Genomic DNA, 16,424 nt, shown 5'->3' with positions numbered 1-16,424 from the left:
GCGCGTCGACGTATTCTCAGTGGGCTTTGGCCCGGAACTCTTGGGCTGGACCGACCGGCACGGCACCCGCTGGAAGTTCAGCGCGATCCCGCTGGGCGGCTACGTCAAGATGCATGGCGACCTGGATGCCGCCAGCGCGCGCAGTGACCAGACGCTCGCCGCCGACCGGACCGCGTTCCCGGCGAAGCCGGTGGGCCAGCGGGCCGCGATCGTGTTCGCCGGGCCTGCGGCCAATTTCCTGTTCGCGATCCTGGCGCTGACCTTCCTGTTCGTGGTGAGCGGCCGGCCGTTCACGCCGCCTGTGGTGGGCCAGGTGGTCGAGAGCAGCCCGGCGGCAGTGGCGGGGATCCTGCCCGGCGACCGGATCACCGCGGTCGACGGCACGCCGGTAGAGAGCTTCGAGCAGCTCCAGGGCCTGGTGGCGCCGCGGCCGGGCGAGACGGTCGAGGTGACCTTGCTGCGCGATGGCGACGAGCTGACCCTGCCGCTGGTCCCGGAACTCACCGAGCTCACCGACCGGTTCGGCAACGAGCATCGCATCGGCCGGATCGGCATCGGCAGCAGCGGCATCGAGTTCCGGCGCAGCTCGCTCCTGTCCGCACCGGTCGAGGCGGTGACCGAAACCTGGAAGATGATCACCGGCACGCTCGCCGGCCTGTGGGAGATGATCGTCGGCTCGCGTGGCACCCAGGAACTGGGTGGGCCGATCCGGATCGCGCAGATGTCCGGCGAGATCTCCCAGGACGGCCTGGTCCCGGCGATCTGGTTCACCGCGGTGCTGTCGATCAATCTCGGCCTGATCAACCTGTTCCCCATCCCGATGCTCGACGGCGGTCACCTCGTCATGTACGCGGCAGAAGCGGTCCGAGGCCGTCCGCTGGCCGAGCGGGCCCAGGAAATGGCCTTCCGTTTCGGACTGGCCATGGTGCTTTCTCTCATGGTATTCGCCACTTGGAACGATTTGGTGAACCTAAAGGTCATCGAGTTCCTCAAAGGGTGGGTTTCCTGATCGAGGCGTGTTCGCCCGCTCGGACGCGGTGGGCCGCTGGGGTGGGCATATGCTGATAAGCCGGGCGTCGCGCCGGACCTTGACCGCGCTGTGGCTGTCGACCTCCCTCGTGACCGGCATCGCCGCAACACCTGTGGCATGGGCGCAGCAGCAGGAAGCGGTGACCCTTATTGACATCGTGGTGCGCGGCAACGAGCGCATCGAGCGCGCGACCATCGAGAACTATCTCTCGGTGCAGCCGGGCGACACGCTCACCGACGCCAAGATCGACGAATCGCTCAAGACCCTGTTCGCCACCGGCCTGTTCGACGACGTCCGGGTCGAGCGCGATGGTCAGACCCTGGTGGTGACCGTGGTCGAGAACCCGATCATCAACCGGGTGGCGTTCGAGGGCAACGACCGGATCACCGACGACGTTCTCAACCAGGAGATCCAGCTGGCACCCCGCACCGTGTTCACCCGGGCCCGGGTGCAGGCGGCGGTGACCCGCATCCTGGACATCTATCGCAGTGCGGGCCGCTTCGGTGCCGCGGTCGAGCCCAAGATCATCGAGCTCGACCAGAACCGCGTCGACCTCGTGTTCGAGATCAAGGAAGGGCCGCTCACCCGGGTCGGCGGCATCAGCTTCATCGGCAACGAGAACTTTTCCGATTCGGCCTTGCGCGGCGCCATCCAGACCAAGGAAAGCGCCTGGTACCGCTTCTTCACCACCGACGACACCTACGATCCCGACCGGCTGGCCTATGACCAGGAGTTGCTGCGCCGCTACTACACCAGTCGCGGCTACGCGCAGTTCGAGGTGCGCTCGGCGGTAGCGGAGCTGTCGCCGGACGGGCGCAACTTCTTCATCACCTTCACGGTCGATGAGGGTGAACTGTTCCAGTTCGGCGACATCGAGGTCACCAGCAATGTCCGCGACGTGCAGGCCGAGGAACTGCAGGCGCTGCTCATCCCGACGGCCGGCGACACCTATGACAGCAGCGAGATCGAGCGGACCATCGACGATCTGACCGACCGGCTCTCCGTGCTGGGCTACGCGTTCACCCGGGTCAACCCAATCCAGCGGGTCGACGAAGAGAACCGGACGGTGTCGGTCAACTTCGCGGTCGACGAGGGGCCCAGGGTCTATGTCGAGCGCATCGACGTGCGCGGCAATGTCCGTACGCTCGATCGGGTGATCCGCCGCGAGTTCCGCCTGGCGGAGGGTGATGCGTTCAACGCCGACCTACTGCGCCGTTCCGAGCAGCGCATCCGGGCGCTGGGCTTCTTCGACAAGGTGACGATCAATACCACCCAGGGCAGCGCGCCCGACAAGGTGGTGATCGCGGTCGACGTGGTGGAGCGCTCCACGGGCGAACTCTCCTTCGGTGCCGGCTACTCGACCTCGGACGGCGTGCTGGGCGACATCCGGCTGCGCGAGCGCAACCTCCTGGGCCGCGGGCAGGACCTGGATGCGCAGTTCACCTTCTCCGGCCGGCGCCAGGACATCGGCCTGGGCTTCACCGAGCCCTATTTCATGGACCGTGACCTGGCGGTGGGCTTCGACCTGTTCTCGCGCGAGACCGACTACCAGGACGAATCATCGTTCGACGAGCGCAACATCGGCGGCACGATCCGCGCCAACTACCCGCTCACGGAGAACTGGCGGCACGGCGTGCGCTACACCCTGCGCAACGACAAGATCTTCGACGTCGCGGAAGACTCCTCACCCTATATCCGTGACGAGGAGGGCGACCGGACCTCGTCCATCATCGGCCAGACCTTCACCTACGACACCCGCGACGACCGGTTCCTGCCGAACGAGGGTATGCTGTTCCGCTACGACATGGACCTGGCCGGCCTGGGCGGCGACAACCAGTGGTTCAAGCAGGAGCTCCGGGCCGACTGGTACTACTCCCTGCTGCCCGACGTGGTGCTGAACCTGGGCGCGTCCGGCGGTTACATCTTCGGCTTCGGCGGCGAGGACGTGCATCTGTCTGACCGGTTCTTCATCGGAGGCTCCGGCTTCCGCGGCTTCGAGTTCGCCGGTATCGGCCCGCGCGACGTGAACTTCGACGATTCGCTGGGCGGCAACCTCTATTATGTCGGCACTGCCGAGATGCGCTTCCCGCTGGGGCTGCCGAACGAGCTGCGCATCTATGGCCGCGGCTTCGCCCAGGCCGGCACGCTGACCGACATCGACGCGAGCGGGCCCGGACTGGAGGATTCCGGCTCGTTGCGCGCCTCGGCGGGCTTCGGCATCTCCTGGATCTCGCCGCTCGGCCCATTGGCGGTTGATTTCGCGCTGCCGTTCGCCAAGGAAGACTACGACCAGACCGAGGAGTTCCGGGTCTCGTTCGGTACGCGGTTCTGATTGGAGGGCAACGGGCTTGCCGGTCACATCTTGCAACAAGACGGCGTACGCCGGCATGACAGCGGCCGGGCGCATGGCGGCACTGGCCGCGGTCCTAGCGATGGGCACGGTGCTGCCCGCCGCTGCGCAGCAGCAGCCGGCGGCCCAGCCGCTGCCGTCCACGGTCGCGGGCGCCTCGGAGACGTTGCCTGCCGCCGTGGTGGGCATCATCGACTACCAGAAGATCCTGCGCGATTCGAAGGCGGCCGGCAGCATCCGCGATCAGGTGGAGGTGCGGCGTAAGGCCTACCAGGAGGAGATCTCCAAGCAAGAGCAGGCACTGCGCGAGCAGGACCAGGCACTGGTCAAGCAGCGCACCGTGCTCTCGCCCGAGGCCTTCGGCACTAAGCGCCGCGAGTTCGAGCAGGAGGTCGCCGAGGTCCAGAAGAACGTCCAGGAGCGCCGCCGCCAGCTCGACGAGGTGACCGCCGTCGCCCTGAACGATGTCCGTGAGGCGATCATCGAGGTCGTGTCGCAGCTGGCCGAGGAGAAGGGCTTCAACCTCGTCGTGCCATCCTCCACCGTCCTGGTGTTCTCGCCCAGGATCGACATCACCCAGGACGTGCTCCAGCTCCTCGACCAGCTTCTGCCCGACGTGAAGGTGGCCGACGCGCTGCCGGCGGAGCCGGCGCAGCAGCAGCCGCAGCAATAGCCGGCCATGGCTGATCCTCGCTTCTTCGACCGCTCCGGCCCGTTCCGGCTGGGCCAGCTCGCCGCGCTGGTCCAGGCCGAGCTGGTGGGCGATCCCGACCTGCTGGTGGAGGACGTGGCGAGCCTGGCCGCGGCCGGGCCGGCCGACCTCGCCTTCTTCGACCACCGCCGCTACCTGGCGGATCTTGCGGCAACGGCCGCCGGTGCCGTGGTCTGCAAACCGGCCATGGCCGAACGCGTGCCGGCCGGCAAGGCCCGGGTGCTGGTGCGCGACCCGCAGCTTGCCATGGCGATCATCGCCGCCGCCTTCTACCCGGACGAGGTGCCGGGCGCAGCGCCCCTGGGCGAGGGGAGGATCGAGGCCGGTGCGCATGTCGCCCCGGACGCGAAGCTCGGCCGAGGCGTGCAGATCGCGGTGGGTGCGGTGGTTCAGCCCGGTGCCGAGCTGGGCGACGGCGTGCGGATCGAGCCTGCCGCCGTGGTCGGCCGCAACGTCCGGATCGGTGCCGGCAGCCGAATCGGTGCCGGGGCCAGCCTGTCCCACTGCCTGGTAGGCGAGCGGGTGCTGATCCATCCCGGTGTCAGGATCGGCCAGGACGGGTTCGGCTTCGCCATGGGGGCGTCCCACCATAAGGTGCCGCAGCTCGGCCGGGTCGTGATCGAGGACGATGTCGAGATCGGCGCCAACACCACCATCGACCGGGGCAGCGGTTCCGACACGGTGATCGGCCGAGGCAGCAAGATCGACAATCTGGTCATGATCGCGCACAACGTGCGGATCGGCGCGCATTGCATCATCGTGGCGCAGTCCGGCATTTCTGGCAGTGTGACGATCGGAGATCATTGTGTGCTGGCGGCGCAGTCGGGCGTGGCCGGCCACCTCGTCCTGGGACCGCGGGTGCAGCTGGCCGCCAGGGGCGCCGTGACCGACGACCTTCCGGCTGATTCGATCTATGGCGGCGCGCCGGCGGTGCCGATCACCGAGTGGCGCCGCCAGGTTGCGTCGATCCGGATGCTCGGGAAAAGGAAGAAGAAGGGAGAAGCGCGGTGAGCCAGCAGGGTCGCTTCGAGCAAGGCACGCCGCTGCCCGACATCGACTATGCCGGGATCCTCAAGCGGATCCCGCATCGCTACCCGATGCTGATGGTGGACGGGGTGACCGAGATCGAGGCGTTCAAGCGCGCGGTCGGCATCAAGAACGTCACCTTCAACGAGCCGTTCTTCCAAGGCCATTTCCCGACCGACCCGATCATGCCGGGCGTGCTGGTGATCGAGGCGCTGGCCCAGGCCGCGGCCGTGCTGGTGGTGGCGTCGCTGGGGCCGGAGTTCGAGGGCACCACTGTCTACTTCTCCACGGTCGACGACGTGAAGTTCCGCCGCCCGGTCCGGCCGGGCGACCAGCTCAAGCTCGAGGTCGTGCTCGAGCGCAGCAAGCTGATGATCTACAAGTTCCGCGGCAATGCCTGGGTCGGCGACCAGCTCGCCACCGAGTGCACCTTCTCTGCCAAGGTGATGACCGGGACCCGCGGCGGTGAGTAGCATCCACCCCACCGCCATCGTCGACGGCAAGGCCGAGATCGGCGCAGATGTCGAGATCGGCCCGTTCTGCATCATCGGCCCGAACGTGCGCCTGGAAAACGGCTGCCGGCTCGTGGCCCACGTCGTGATCGACGGGCACACCACGGTGGGCGAGGGCACGCGCATCCACCCGTTCGCCTGCATCGGCCAGCCGCCCCAGCACCTGCGCTACAAGGGCGAGCCGTCCACCATCACGATCGGCAAGCACTGCTGGATCCGCGAGTATGTGACGATCCATCCAGGCACCGAGGGCGGGCGGATGGCGACCGTGGTGGGTGCCGAGTGCCTGCTGATGGCGAGCATCCACATCGCGCATGACTGCATCGTCGGCAACGGCGTGGTCATGGCCAACAACGCCACGCTGGGCGGCCACGTCACGGTCGGGGACTATGCCTTCCTGGGCGGGCTGTGCGCCGTGCACCAGTTCGTGCGGATAGGCCAGCACGCCATGCTGGGTGGCCTGTCCGGCGTCGAGAACGATGTGATCCCCTATGGGCTGGTGATGGGCAACCGAGCGCATCTGGCCGGGCTGAACAATGTCGGCATGAAGCGGCGCGGGGTCAGCCGCGAGGAGATCCGGCAGATGCGCAATGCGTATCGCACCCTGTTCGAGGGCGAGGGCGCCTTCGCCGATCGGTTGAACGAGGTGGCGGAAGTATTTGCGGACCAGCCCCGGGTGATGGAGGTGGTCGAGTTCGTCAAGAGCTCCTCGGCGCGTGACCTCTGCCATCCGCGCGTCGGCGACCGGCTGGCCTGACCTAGAGAGTGCCAGGCAGGCTCGCCATCGTCGCCGGCTCCGGGCCGATGCCCAGGCGCCTGGCGGACACCGCCAGGCGGGCCGGGCGCGACGTGTTCATCCTGTGCCTGGACGGGATCACCGACCCCACCACCGCCGAGGGTCTGGAAAGCGCCACGGTCGGGATCGGCCAGGTCGGCCGGGCGATCGAGATCCTCCATCGTGAGCGGATCGCCGAGGTCTGCCTGATCGGCCCGGTCAAGCGACCCTCCCTGTCGGCGATCGGGCTGGACGCGCGTGCGATCGGCATGTTGCCGAAGCTCTTGCGCACCGGGCGGGGCGACGACGCGCTCCTGCGGCTCATCCTGGCCGAGCTGGAGGGCGAGGGCTTTCGCATCGTCGGTGCGCACGAGGTCGAGGGCGACCTGCTGACGCCGAAGGGACAGCTCGGCCGGCTCTCCCCCGATGCTGATGCCCTGCGCGACATCGCACTCGGCGTGAAGGTCGCCCGAGCACTCGGCGCGCTGGATGTCGGCCAGGCCGTGGTGGTCCAGCAGGAGCAGGTGATCGGCGTCGAGGGCATCGAGGGTACGGACCGGCTGATCGAGCGCTGCGGGGAACTGCGCCTGGCCGGGCGCGGCGGCGTGCTGGTCAAGATGCGCAAGCCGCAGCAGGAACGCCGTGCCGACCTGCCGACGGCGGGCGTCGACACGGTCCGCCGTGCGCAGGCGGCAGGTCTGGTCGGGATCGCGCTGGAAGCGGGCCAGACCCTGCTGGTCGACCGGGAAGCCACGATCGCCGCCTGCGATGCCGCCGGGCTGTTCCTGGTCGGCATCGCGTCCGAGCCATGAGCTTGGCGCCGTTCCGGCTGTTCGTGGTGGCTGGCGAGCCGTCTGGCGACCAGCTGGCCGGGCGGTTCGTCGACACGCTGAAGCAGCTCCTCGCCCCGCGCCCGGTCGAGGTCGTGGGCGTGGGCGGCCCGAGGCTGGCCGGGCATGGCCAGCGCAGCCTCCTGCCGCTGGAAGACCTGGCGCTGATGGGCTTTGCCGAGGTCCTGCCCAGGATCCTGCGCATTCGCCGGCATCTGCGTGACGTCGAGGCGGCGGTCCGCCGGATCCGCCCGGACCTGTTGCTCACCGTGGACGCGCCGGGTTTCAACCTGCGCCTGCTGAAGCGGCTCCAGGACCTGGCGGTACGCAAGGTCCACTACGTGGCGCCGCAGGCCTGGGCGTGGAAGGAAGGTCGCGCCCGCGCCCTGCCGGGTTTATGCGACCATGTCCTCTACATCCTGCCATTCGAGCCGGCCTTCTTCGCGCGGTTCGGTGTCTCGGGGAGCTTTGTCGGCCACCCGGTGGTCGAGGAGCCCGCCCAGACACCCGATGGCCTGCGCTGGCGCGCGGCCCATGCGGTCCCGGCCACCAGGCGGCTGCTCTGCCTCCTGCCGGGCAGCCGGCGGAGCGAGGTCACCCGCCACCTGCCGATCCTGCGCGAGGTGGTCAGAGATCTGGCGGTGGACCATGCCGATCTGGGCGTGGTGGTGCCGACCGTGTCGTCCGTGGAAGGACTGGTCAGGGAGGCGGTGGCAGAGTGGCCGGTGCCGACCGAGATCAGCACCGATCGGTCCAACCGGTTCGACCTGTTCGCCGCTTGCGACTTGGCGATCGCCGCGTCCGGCACGGTGACGCTGGAACTGGCGCTGGCGACCTGCCCGACCGTGGTGATGTACCAGACCTCCGCGCTCTCGGCTTGGCTGGCGAGGCGGCTGGTCAAGGTGCGCTACGTCTCGCTGGTCAACCTGATTGCGGGCCGGCCAGTGCTGCCGGAACTCCTGCAGGAGGACTGTACGCCGGTGCGCATCGCGGCCGAGGCGCAGGCCCTGCTGGATGATCCGGACGAGGCCTCGGCCCAGCGCGAGGCAATGGCTGGAGTGGTACGCAGCCTGGTGCCTCCGAGCGGCATGCAGCCGAGCGAGGCCGCGGTGCGCGCGGCACTGGGGCCGCTCCTGCCGGACGGGCTGGCGTTGCCGGGCTCAGCGCCGGAGCTGCGCCAGCTGCCGGCCCGCGGCCCGGGCTGTCCCTAGCACCCCGGCCTCGTCCAGTGCGATGCCAGTGAGTGCCACGGTGCGGCTCACGTCGAACGCGAACCCGTCGCGCTCGGGTCCTGTGGCCACCAGCCGGCCCTGGCCGAAGCCGGCGATCACCGCCTCGGCCATCGCCGCGCAGGGCAGGGCGATGCCTGAGCCGACATGGAGCACCGGATCCCGGGCGCCGAGCCTGGCGAGGCTGGCGATGGTGCGTGCGGCCGTCTCTACCGGGACGAAGTCGCGCCGGGTGCTGCCGGCCATGTCGAAGCGGATCTCGCCCCGCTCGGCCAAGCCCGCCAGCATGGTGCCGAAGAAGGTGGTCCGGCCCGGCCATTCGCAGCCGAACACGTTGGACAGCCGCAGGATGCACAGGCGCTCGCCCAGGAGGTCCCGGCCGGCCTGCTCCAGGCGGAGCTTGTTGCGGCCATAGGCGCTGGCCGGAGCGGTGGCATGGTCTGGGGCCAGCGCATCGCTGCCGGCCGGGCCGTACACCGCGCGGCTGGACAGCATCAAGTAGCGGCAGGCGCTGTCCGCCAGGCGGCGCAGGAGCAGGTGCTCGGCATCGTCCGCCAGAAGCCAGTCCGCCCGGCCGATCCTAGGCGATCGTCCGGCATGGATCACCAGGTCGAAGTTTCGGCCATCCAGCGTCGGGATCGCCTGGTGTGAGAGCGGGACGGCCTCGGGCAAGGCGGCTGCCAGATGTTGGCCGATGAAGCCGCCGGCCCCGGTGATCGCGATGCGCAAGGGATGCCCCGGTGCCGCTCAGCGCATGGCCGGCTGGCGCGGCTCGACCACCACCTTGCGGCCGCGCACCCCCAGCACCAGTTCGCCGCGTTTCAACGCCAGCGCCTTCTCACCGAACAGCTCGCGGCGCCAGCCGGACAGCACGCGGGCCGCCGACTGGTCGTCCAGCGCCACCGCTTCCAGGTCCTCGCCGTTGGCGATCAGCCGGGGCGAGATGTCGTGCTCGTCGGCGACTTGCTTCAGGAGGACCCGGAGCAGGTCGACGATCGCGGGGATGCCGCGCGGCAGGTCGCGGACCGGCTCGAGCACCGGCAGTTCCGCGGGCGGCAGGCGCAGCGCCGCCTCGATCGCCTCGACCACCGCCTGGGCGCTGGCCCGGTCCAGCGACACCCGGGGCAGTTCCTTCAGCGCCTCGACGCTGGTCGGGCGGTTGGCGGCGATTTCCATCAGCACGTCGTCGCGTAGGATGCGCTGGCGTGGCAGGTCCTTGGCCCGCGCCGCCCGCTCGCGCCAGCCGGCCAGCGCCTGGACGACCGCGATGAAGCGCGGATCGCGCGAGCGCACCTTCAGGCGCCGCCAGGCGATGTCCGGGTCGACGTCGTAGAGGCCCGGGTCGAACAGGGCGGTGTGCTCGTCCTCCAGCCAGTGGCGTCGCCCGGCCTTGACCATCTCCTGGTCGAGCCTGCGCCAGACCTCGCGCAGATGGATGACGTCGCCCAGCGCGTACTGGACCTGGGCCGGCCGCAGCGGGCGGTGCGACCAATCGGAATAGCGCGAGGTCTTGTCTACCCGGGCATTGGTCAGCCGGGTGACCAGGGCCTCGTAGCCCACCTCCTCGCCATAGCCCAGGATCATCGCGGCGATCTGGGTGTCGACCAGCGGCGCCGGCAGTCGGCCGTCCATCAGGTGCCAGAAGATCTCCAGGTCCTGGCGGGCGGCATGCATCACCTTGAGGACCTTGGGGTCGGCCATGAGGTCGAGCAGCGGCGTGAGGTCGATGCCGGGGGCGAGCGTGTCGATCGCGACCGCTTCCGCGTCACCGCCCAGCTGCACCAGGCAGAGCTTCGCATAATAGGTCTTGTCGCGCATGAACTCCGTGTCGACGGTCACGAAATCCTCGTGCGCGAGCCTGGCGCAGACGGCGGCGAGCGACGCGTTGTCCTGGATCAGCATGCGGGTAGGGAATCCATCTGCGGAGAGAGGCTCGCTTTACGAGCGGAACGGGTAAGGCTAGACGCGCGGTCGAGACAGCCGGCGGGGCCGGTGGATACGAGGAACCCATGCATCTCTACCGCACCCATACCTGCGGACAGCTTCGCGCGGACGATGTCGGCAGCACCGTCCGTCTGTCGGGCTGGGTCCAGCGCAAGCGCGATCACGGGCAACTCCTGTTCATCGACCTGCGCGACCACTACGGCATCACCCAGCTGGTCTGCCAGCCGTCCAGCGCGTTCTTCGAGGAAGCGTCGCGGGTTCGGGCGGAAAGCGTAGTCACCGCGACCGGTCGGGTAGTGGCGCGCGAGGCGGCGACCGTCAACCCGGCGCTGCCCACGGGCGCCGTCGAAGTCGTGGTCGAGGAGTTCGCGATCGAGAGTGCGGCGGAGACCCTGCCGCTCGAGGTGGCGAGCGACCGCGACTATCCCGAGGAGACCCGGCTGCGCTACCGGTTCTTGGACCTGCGCCGCCAGAAGATCCACGAGAACATCGTCCTGCGCTCGAAGATCATCACCTCGCTGCGCCAGCGGATGACCGCCCAGGGCTTCACCGAGTTCCAGACGCCGATCCTGACCGCGTCTAGCCCCGAGGGTGCCCGCGACTTCCTGGTGCCGTCCCGGCTGCACCCCGGTCACTTCTACGCGCTGCCGCAGGCACCCCAGCAATACAAGCAGCTGCTCATGATCAGCGGTTTCGACCGCTATTTCCAGATCGCCCCCTGCTTTCGCGACGAGGATGCGCGCGCCGACCGCAGCCCGGGCGAGTTCTACCAGCTCGACGTCGAGATGAGCTTCGTCACCCAGCAGGACGTGTTCGACGCAGTGGGGCCGGTGATCCACGGCGTGTTCGCCGAGTTCAGCGACTGGGAGGTGACGCCCTACCCGTTCCCGCAGATCACCTATCACGACGCGTTGCTGCACTACGGCTCGGACAAGCCGGACCTGCGCAACCCGATCAAGATCCAGGACGTGACCGAGGTGTTCGCGGGCGGCGGCTTTGCCGTGTTCGCGCGGGCGATTGAAGGCAAGAACGCGGTGGTGCGCGCGATCCCGGCTCCGGGTGCCGCCGGGCAGCCGCGCTCCTACTTCGACAAGATGGTGGCCTTCGCCCAAGGCCTGGGGGCGCCGGGCCTGGGCTACATCATCTTCCAGGACGGTGCCGCCAAGGGCCCGGTGGCGAAGTTCTTGGACGAGCCGCGCCTCGCCCGGCTGAAGGAGCTGGCCGGGATCGGCGACGGCGACGCGGTGTTCTTCGTCTGCGACACGAAGGCCGGAGCGGAGAAGCTGTCCGGCCAGGTGCGCAACCAGGCCGGCGAGCAGCTCGGCATCTGCGAGAAGAACGCCTACCGGTTCTGCTGGATCGTCGACTTCCCGATGTACGAGTATGACGAGGAGCTGAAGCAGGTCGTCTTCTCGCACAACCCGTTCTCGATGCCCCAGGGCGGCATGGACGCGCTGAACGATCAGGATCCGCTAACCATCAAGGCCTTCCAATACGACATCGTCTGCAACGGCATCGAGCTGTCGTCGGGCGCCATTCGTAACCACCGGCCCGACATCATGGTGCGGGCCTTCGAGGTCGCGGGCTATGGCAGGGAGGAGCTGGAGAACCGGTTCGGCGGCATGTTCCGCGCCCTCCAATACGGGGCTCCGCCGCATGGCGGCATCGCACCCGGCGTCGACCGGATCGTGATGCTGCTGGCGGACACGCCGAACATCCGCGAAGTCACCGCCTTCCCGCTGAACCAGCAGGCCCAGGAACTGCTGCTGGGCGCACCCTCGCGGGTGACCGACAAGCAGCTCAAGGAACTGAACCTGCAGCTCAGCCCGCTGGCGCGCGAGAAGCTGCGCGGCGAGCCGCCCAAGGGCGAGACGCCGGTCGTGGAGCTCTGACCGGACGCCAAACGGCCCGCCGGAGCCGGCGGGCCGGGTGGTTGCCCCTAGTCGGCTGACGCCGGACTTACGGGGTCGTGGTGGCCGGGGCCGCCGGTGCGGCCGGGTCGGTGCCTGTCGCCGGAGCGAGACCCGGGGCCGTGGTGCCGGTATCGGCCGGCATGTCGGGCGTCTCGGGCATCATGCCCCAGGTGCCGTCGCGCTCCTCGACCTGAGGCAGGTTCTCGATCTGCTCGCGGGACATGTTGACGACCAGGTCCTCGGCGTCACCCTGCGCCATCTGCACCTGGTCCAGGCCCAGCGACACGGTGCGGGTGCCGATGCCGAGGAAGCCGCCGACGTCGACCAGGACGTTCTGGATCGTGCCGTCGCTGCCGATCAGCAGGTCGCTGATCTGGCCGACATTGTTGCCTTCCATGTCGACGATGTTGCGGTTCATCAGCTCGTCGGCGCTGAAGTCGCCGGCGATCGTGCCGGTGAAGCTGCCCGCTTCCTGGCCGCTATAGGGCTGGTAGCTCTGCGCGGTGCTGGTGCCAGTTTCGGTGGGGGCGGTGCCCATGCTGCCGTCGCTCTCGGTCATGGTCGGGCCAGCACCCTCGATGCCCTGCTGCGCGGCACCACCGGCCTCGTTACCGGCAGCTCCCATGGTTTCGCCACCCGTGGGCGCTTCCGGCTCGGTCATCGGCGTGACCTGTTCAGCAGGAGCGGCCGGATCAGTAGTCGTGGCATCCTGCTGCGCATAAGCGACACTTGCGGTGGTCAAGCCAATCACGGCGACACTGGCGAGAAACGACTTGCGCATGACCTGCATCCTCCTTTCCAGGGTTCGGTTCCGATCTTGCGATCGACTGGCTGCCTAACCCTGTTCGCGCGCACCGGGTTCCACACTCGCTTCACAAAAATTAAGGGATGTCTTGCCCAATCCGGGCGAAGCGGAGCAGGCGGAGGCAGGTCGCTTGCGCCCATGGGCCGGCTGGGGGAGACTTTCGACAACAGCCCGGCCGCCGCCGATGGACTCGCCGCGGCAGCCGGGTCAAATGGACCGGCAAGGAAAGGGCAGGAACATCATGAGTGATGTGGTCATCGTGAGCGCGGCCAGGACCGCGATCGGGTCATTCAACGGCGCCTTGTCGACCCTTCCGGCCCATGATCTCGGCAAGGTCGTCATCCAGGCCGTCCTGGAGCGCGCCAAGGTCGACGCCGCGGAGGTCTCCGAGGTGATGCTCGGCCAGATCCTGACGGCAGCCCAGGGCCAGAACCCGGCCCGCCAGGCTGCGGTGAACGCCGGCCTGCCGGTCGACGTCCCGGCCTATGGCGTGAACATGCTGTGCGGCTCGGGCCTGAAGACGGTGGCCATGGCCTACCAGGCGATCCGCAGCGGCGACAGCTCGATCGTGGTCGCCGGCGGCCAGGAGAGCATGTCGCAGGCGCCGCACGCCTCCTATCTCCGCGCCGGGGCCAAGATGGGCTCGGTGGAGATGGTCGACACCATGATCAAGGACGGGCTGTGGGACGCCTTCAACGGCTACCACATGGGCAACACCGCCGAGAACGTCGCCGAGAAGTGGCAGATCACCCGCGAGCAGCAGGACGAGTTCGCGCTGGCCTCGCAGAACAAGGCCGAGGCGGCGGTCAAGAGCGGGCGGTTCAAGGACGAGATCGTCCCGGTCACCATCAAGACCCGCAAGGGCGACGTGGTGGTCGAGCAGGACGAGTATCCACGTTTTGGCGCCACCATCGAGGCCATGCAGAAGCTGCGCGCGGCGTTCGCCAAGGACGGCACGGTCACGGCCGGCAACGCGTCCGGCATCAATGACGGCGCTGCGGCCGTGCTCGTGATGAGCGCGGAGGAGGCGAACAAGCGCGGCCTCACTCCGCTGGCCCGGATCGTCTCCTGGGCCCAGGCCGGCGTCGACCCGGCGATCATGGGCTCCGGCCCGATCCCGGCCTCCCGCGCGGCGCTGAAGAAGGCCGGCTGGAAGACCGACGATCTCGACCTGGTCGAGGCCAACGAGGCGTTTGCCGCCCAGGCCTGCGCGGTCAACAAGGACCTCGGCTGGGACACGTCCAAGGTGAACGTCAACGGCGGGGCGATCGCGCTGGGCCATCCGGTCGGTGCGTCGGGAGCGCGGGTCCTGGTGACCCTCCTGCACGAGATGCAGAAGCGCGACGCCAAGAAGGGCCTGGCGACGCTGTGCATCGGCGGGGGCATGGGCATCGCCATGTGCGTGGCCCGCGACTGATCTTTTTGATGATAGTTTCCCCGGCCAGGTGTCGCCGCCCGGCCGGGGAACGACATATCAATAATCAAGGTCCCGCCACGGGACCGCGGAACGATTGGGGAGAACCGACATGGCTCGCGTTGCACTCGTTACCGGCGGCTCTCGGGGCATCGGCGCTGCAGTGTCCACTGCGCTCAAGGAAGCGGGACACCAGGTGGCGGCGAACTATGCGGGCAACGATCAGGCGGCCAAGGAATTCTCCGAGCGGGCCGGGATCCCGGTGTTCAAGTGGAGCGTGTCCGACTTTGAGGCATGCCAGGCGGGGGTGGCCAAGGTCGAGGCGGAACTCGGTCCGGTCGACATACTGGTGAACAATGCAGGCATCACCCGCGACACCAGCTTCAGCAAGATGACCGTCGAGCAGTGGCGCGAGGTGATGGCGACCAACCTCGACTCGCTGTTCTACATGTCCAAATGCGTCTTCGACGGGATGAAGAAGCGCGGCTTCGGCCGGATCATCACGATCGGCTCGATCAATGGCCAGAAGGGCCAGTTCGGCCAGACCAACTATGCGGCGGCGAAGTCCGGCGCGTCGGGCTTCACCAAGGCGCTGGCCCTGGAAGGCGCGCGCGCGAACATCACGGTCAATGTGGTGGCGCCCGGCTATGTTGCGACCGACATGGTCAAGGCGGTGCCCCAAGAGGTGCTCAACGCCAAGATCCTGCCGCTGATCCCGGTCGGGCGCCTAGGGGAGCCCGAGGAGATCGCCCGGGCGGTCGTATTCCTGGCGGGCGACGATGCCGGTTTCATCACCGGCTCGACCTTAAGCGTGAACGGCGGTCAGTACATGATCTGAACCGGCAGCGGGTGGCGGTCTCGGGCTCTTTCGGTCCCGGGCCGTGTCCGCTACTGGTGCGGCCCGGCCGGACGGATCGGCCGGCTTGGGACCTCGATCGCTTGGAGTAGATGGGATGAGTGGACGTCTCGCGGGCAAACGCGTCCTGGTGACCGCGGCCGCGCAGGGGATCGGCCGTGCGATCGCCCTTTCCTTCGCCCGCGAAGGTGCCGACGTGCTCGCGACCGACGTGAACATCCATGCGCTGGAGAGCCTGGAGCAGGAGAAGGGCATCCGCGCCGAGCGCCTGGACGTCCTGTCCGCGGACGCGATCCGCGCCTGCGCCGAGCAGAACCCGGGTATCAACGTGCTGTGTAACGTCGCAGGCTATGTCCACAACGGCACGATCCTGGACTGCACCGACGAGCAGTGGGAGTTCGCCTTCGACCTGAACGTCCGCTCGATGTTCTGGATCATCAAGGCGTTCCTGCCCAGGATGATCGAGCAGGGCGGCGGCAGCATCGTCAACGTCGCGAGCGTGGCCGGCGCCTTCAAGGGCGTGCCCAATCGCTTCGCCTATGGTACCTCCAAGGCGGCCGTGCAGGGGCTGACCAAGTCGGTGGCGATGGACTTCGTGAAGCAGAACATCCGCTGCAACGCGATCTGCCCGGGCACGGTGCAGTCGCCATCGCTGGATGACCGGATCAACGCCGCGGCCGATCCGGTGCAGTCGCGCAAGGAGTTCATCGCCCGCCAGCCGCTGGGCCGGCTGGGCACCCCGGAGGAGATCGCGGCGCTGGCGATCTACCTGGCGTCCGACGAGAGCGCCTACACGACCGGCACGCTGGCGGTGATCGACGGCGGCCTCACCATCTGAGCCCGGATGGGCCCGCCTTGGTCAGGGCGGGTCCTGCCTGGACAGGGCGCGCTCGCGGGCGATCACCTCGTGGTGCCGGATCACCTCCTTGACGATGAAGTTCAGGAACTTCTCGGCCAGTTCCGGTTCCAGGCCGGCGGAATCCGCGAGCTGCCGCAGCCGCTCGATCTGGCGCTGCTCGCGCGCAGGG

Annotated in this window: 16 protein-coding genes; 12 read left to right on the top strand and 4 right to left on the bottom strand. The window is 68.4% G+C overall.

All coding sequences use genetic code 11. The annotated features are described in order from the left end of the window. From rseP to lpxB, 8 genes are all read left to right on the top strand, one after another. The coding region (gene rseP / locus EQG76_RS10205; RefSeq protein ID WP_159713032.1) for an RIP metalloprotease RseP at window positions 1–1,009 on the top strand (1,009 nt) is incomplete at its 5' end. A gap of 160 nt (window positions 1,010–1,169) precedes the next feature. Then, window positions 1,170–3,362: an outer membrane protein assembly factor BamA gene (gene bamA / locus EQG76_RS10200; protein WP_235031298.1), complete on the top strand. Its 2,193-nt coding sequence runs from the start codon at window positions 1,170–1,172 to the stop codon at window positions 3,360–3,362. A gap of 55 nt (window positions 3,363–3,417) precedes the next feature. Beyond that, on the top strand, window positions 3,418–4,053 hold the full coding sequence (locus EQG76_RS10195) for an OmpH family outer membrane protein (RefSeq protein ID WP_159713030.1): 636 nt from the start codon (window positions 3,418–3,420) through the stop codon (window positions 4,051–4,053). Window positions 4,054–4,059: 6 nt separating this feature from the next. Then, window positions 4,060–5,103, top strand: a complete 1,044-nt coding sequence (gene lpxD / locus EQG76_RS10190; RefSeq protein ID WP_159713028.1) for a UDP-3-O-(3-hydroxymyristoyl)glucosamine N-acyltransferase — start codon at window positions 4,060–4,062, stop codon at window positions 5,101–5,103. Beyond that, window positions 5,100–5,591: a 3-hydroxyacyl-ACP dehydratase FabZ gene (gene fabZ / locus EQG76_RS10185; protein WP_223861617.1), complete on the top strand. Its 492-nt coding sequence runs from the start codon at window positions 5,100–5,102 to the stop codon at window positions 5,589–5,591. The genes lpxD and fabZ overlap by 4 nt, the downstream gene beginning before the upstream one ends. Continuing rightward, complete coding sequence (gene lpxA / locus EQG76_RS10180) at window positions 5,584–6,387, top strand: acyl-ACP--UDP-N-acetylglucosamine O-acyltransferase (protein ID WP_159713026.1); 804 nt, start codon at window positions 5,584–5,586, stop codon at window positions 6,385–6,387. The genes fabZ and lpxA overlap by 8 nt, the downstream gene beginning before the upstream one ends. 8 nt (window positions 6,388–6,395) lie before the next feature. Continuing rightward, window positions 6,396–7,217, top strand: coding sequence for an LpxI family protein (locus EQG76_RS10175; protein WP_159713024.1), 822 nt, complete (start codon window positions 6,396–6,398; stop codon window positions 7,215–7,217). After that, the gene (gene lpxB, locus EQG76_RS10170) at window positions 7,214–8,446 is read left to right on the top strand and encodes a lipid-A-disaccharide synthase (protein ID WP_159713022.1); all 1,233 of its coding nucleotides are present in this window, start codon (window positions 7,214–7,216) and stop codon (window positions 8,444–8,446) included. The genes EQG76_RS10175 and lpxB overlap by 4 nt, the downstream gene beginning before the upstream one ends. On the opposite strand, the gene EQG76_RS10165 is transcribed toward lpxB, so the two are convergent. Together EQG76_RS10165 and rnd are read right to left on the bottom strand one after the other, a co-directional pair. Further along, window positions 8,396–9,193: an NAD-dependent epimerase/dehydratase family protein gene (locus EQG76_RS10165; RefSeq protein WP_159713020.1), complete on the bottom strand. Its 798-nt coding sequence runs from the start codon at window positions 9,191–9,193 to the stop codon at window positions 8,396–8,398. The genes lpxB and EQG76_RS10165 overlap by 51 nt on opposite strands. A gap of 18 nt (window positions 9,194–9,211) precedes the next feature. Continuing rightward, entirely contained in the window at window positions 9,212–10,366 is a 1,155-nt protein-coding gene (gene rnd, locus EQG76_RS10160) for a ribonuclease D (RefSeq protein ID WP_159713018.1), read from the bottom strand. A 107-nt stretch (window positions 10,367–10,473) separates the two neighbouring features. Between rnd and aspS the strand changes: the two genes are divergently transcribed. Then, window positions 10,474–12,300, top strand: a complete 1,827-nt coding sequence (gene aspS / locus EQG76_RS10155; RefSeq protein ID WP_159713016.1) for an aspartate--tRNA ligase — start codon at window positions 10,474–10,476, stop codon at window positions 12,298–12,300. 67 nt (window positions 12,301–12,367) lie between these two features. Here the strand turns inward: aspS and EQG76_RS10150 are convergent, their stop codons facing one another. Further along, window positions 12,368–13,102, bottom strand: a complete 735-nt coding sequence (locus tag EQG76_RS10150; RefSeq protein WP_159713014.1) for a PRC-barrel domain-containing protein — start codon at window positions 13,100–13,102, stop codon at window positions 12,368–12,370. A gap of 262 nt (window positions 13,103–13,364) precedes the next feature. Between EQG76_RS10150 and EQG76_RS10145 the strand changes: the two genes are divergently transcribed. The 3 genes from EQG76_RS10145 to EQG76_RS10135 all read left to right on the top strand — a co-directional run bounded on the left by EQG76_RS10145 (window position 13,365) and on the right by EQG76_RS10135 (window position 16,234). Continuing rightward, complete coding sequence (locus tag EQG76_RS10145) at window positions 13,365–14,543, top strand: acetyl-CoA C-acetyltransferase (protein ID WP_159713034.1); 1,179 nt, start codon at window positions 13,365–13,367, stop codon at window positions 14,541–14,543. A 109-nt stretch (window positions 14,544–14,652) separates the two neighbouring features. Continuing rightward, window positions 14,653–15,378, top strand: a complete 726-nt coding sequence (gene phbB / locus EQG76_RS10140; RefSeq protein WP_159713012.1) for an acetoacetyl-CoA reductase — start codon at window positions 14,653–14,655, stop codon at window positions 15,376–15,378. 115 nt (window positions 15,379–15,493) lie between these two features. Continuing rightward, window positions 15,494–16,234: an SDR family oxidoreductase gene (locus EQG76_RS10135; RefSeq protein WP_159713010.1), complete on the top strand. Its 741-nt coding sequence runs from the start codon at window positions 15,494–15,496 to the stop codon at window positions 16,232–16,234. Between the two features lie 21 nt (window positions 16,235–16,255). Here EQG76_RS10135 and EQG76_RS33390 read toward each other — a convergent pair. Next, window positions 16,256–16,424: chorismate mutase (locus tag EQG76_RS33390; protein WP_407925524.1), on the bottom strand; the 169-nt coding region annotated here is incomplete at its 5' end.

The organism is Geminicoccus flavidas (assembly GCF_009806515.1).
In the GTDB taxonomy this organism is placed as follows: domain Bacteria; phylum Pseudomonadota; class Alphaproteobacteria; order Geminicoccales; family Geminicoccaceae; genus Geminicoccus; species Geminicoccus flavidus.
Note: the sequence above shows the minus strand (reverse complement) of the source record. Positions and strands in the feature narration are given on the sequence as shown.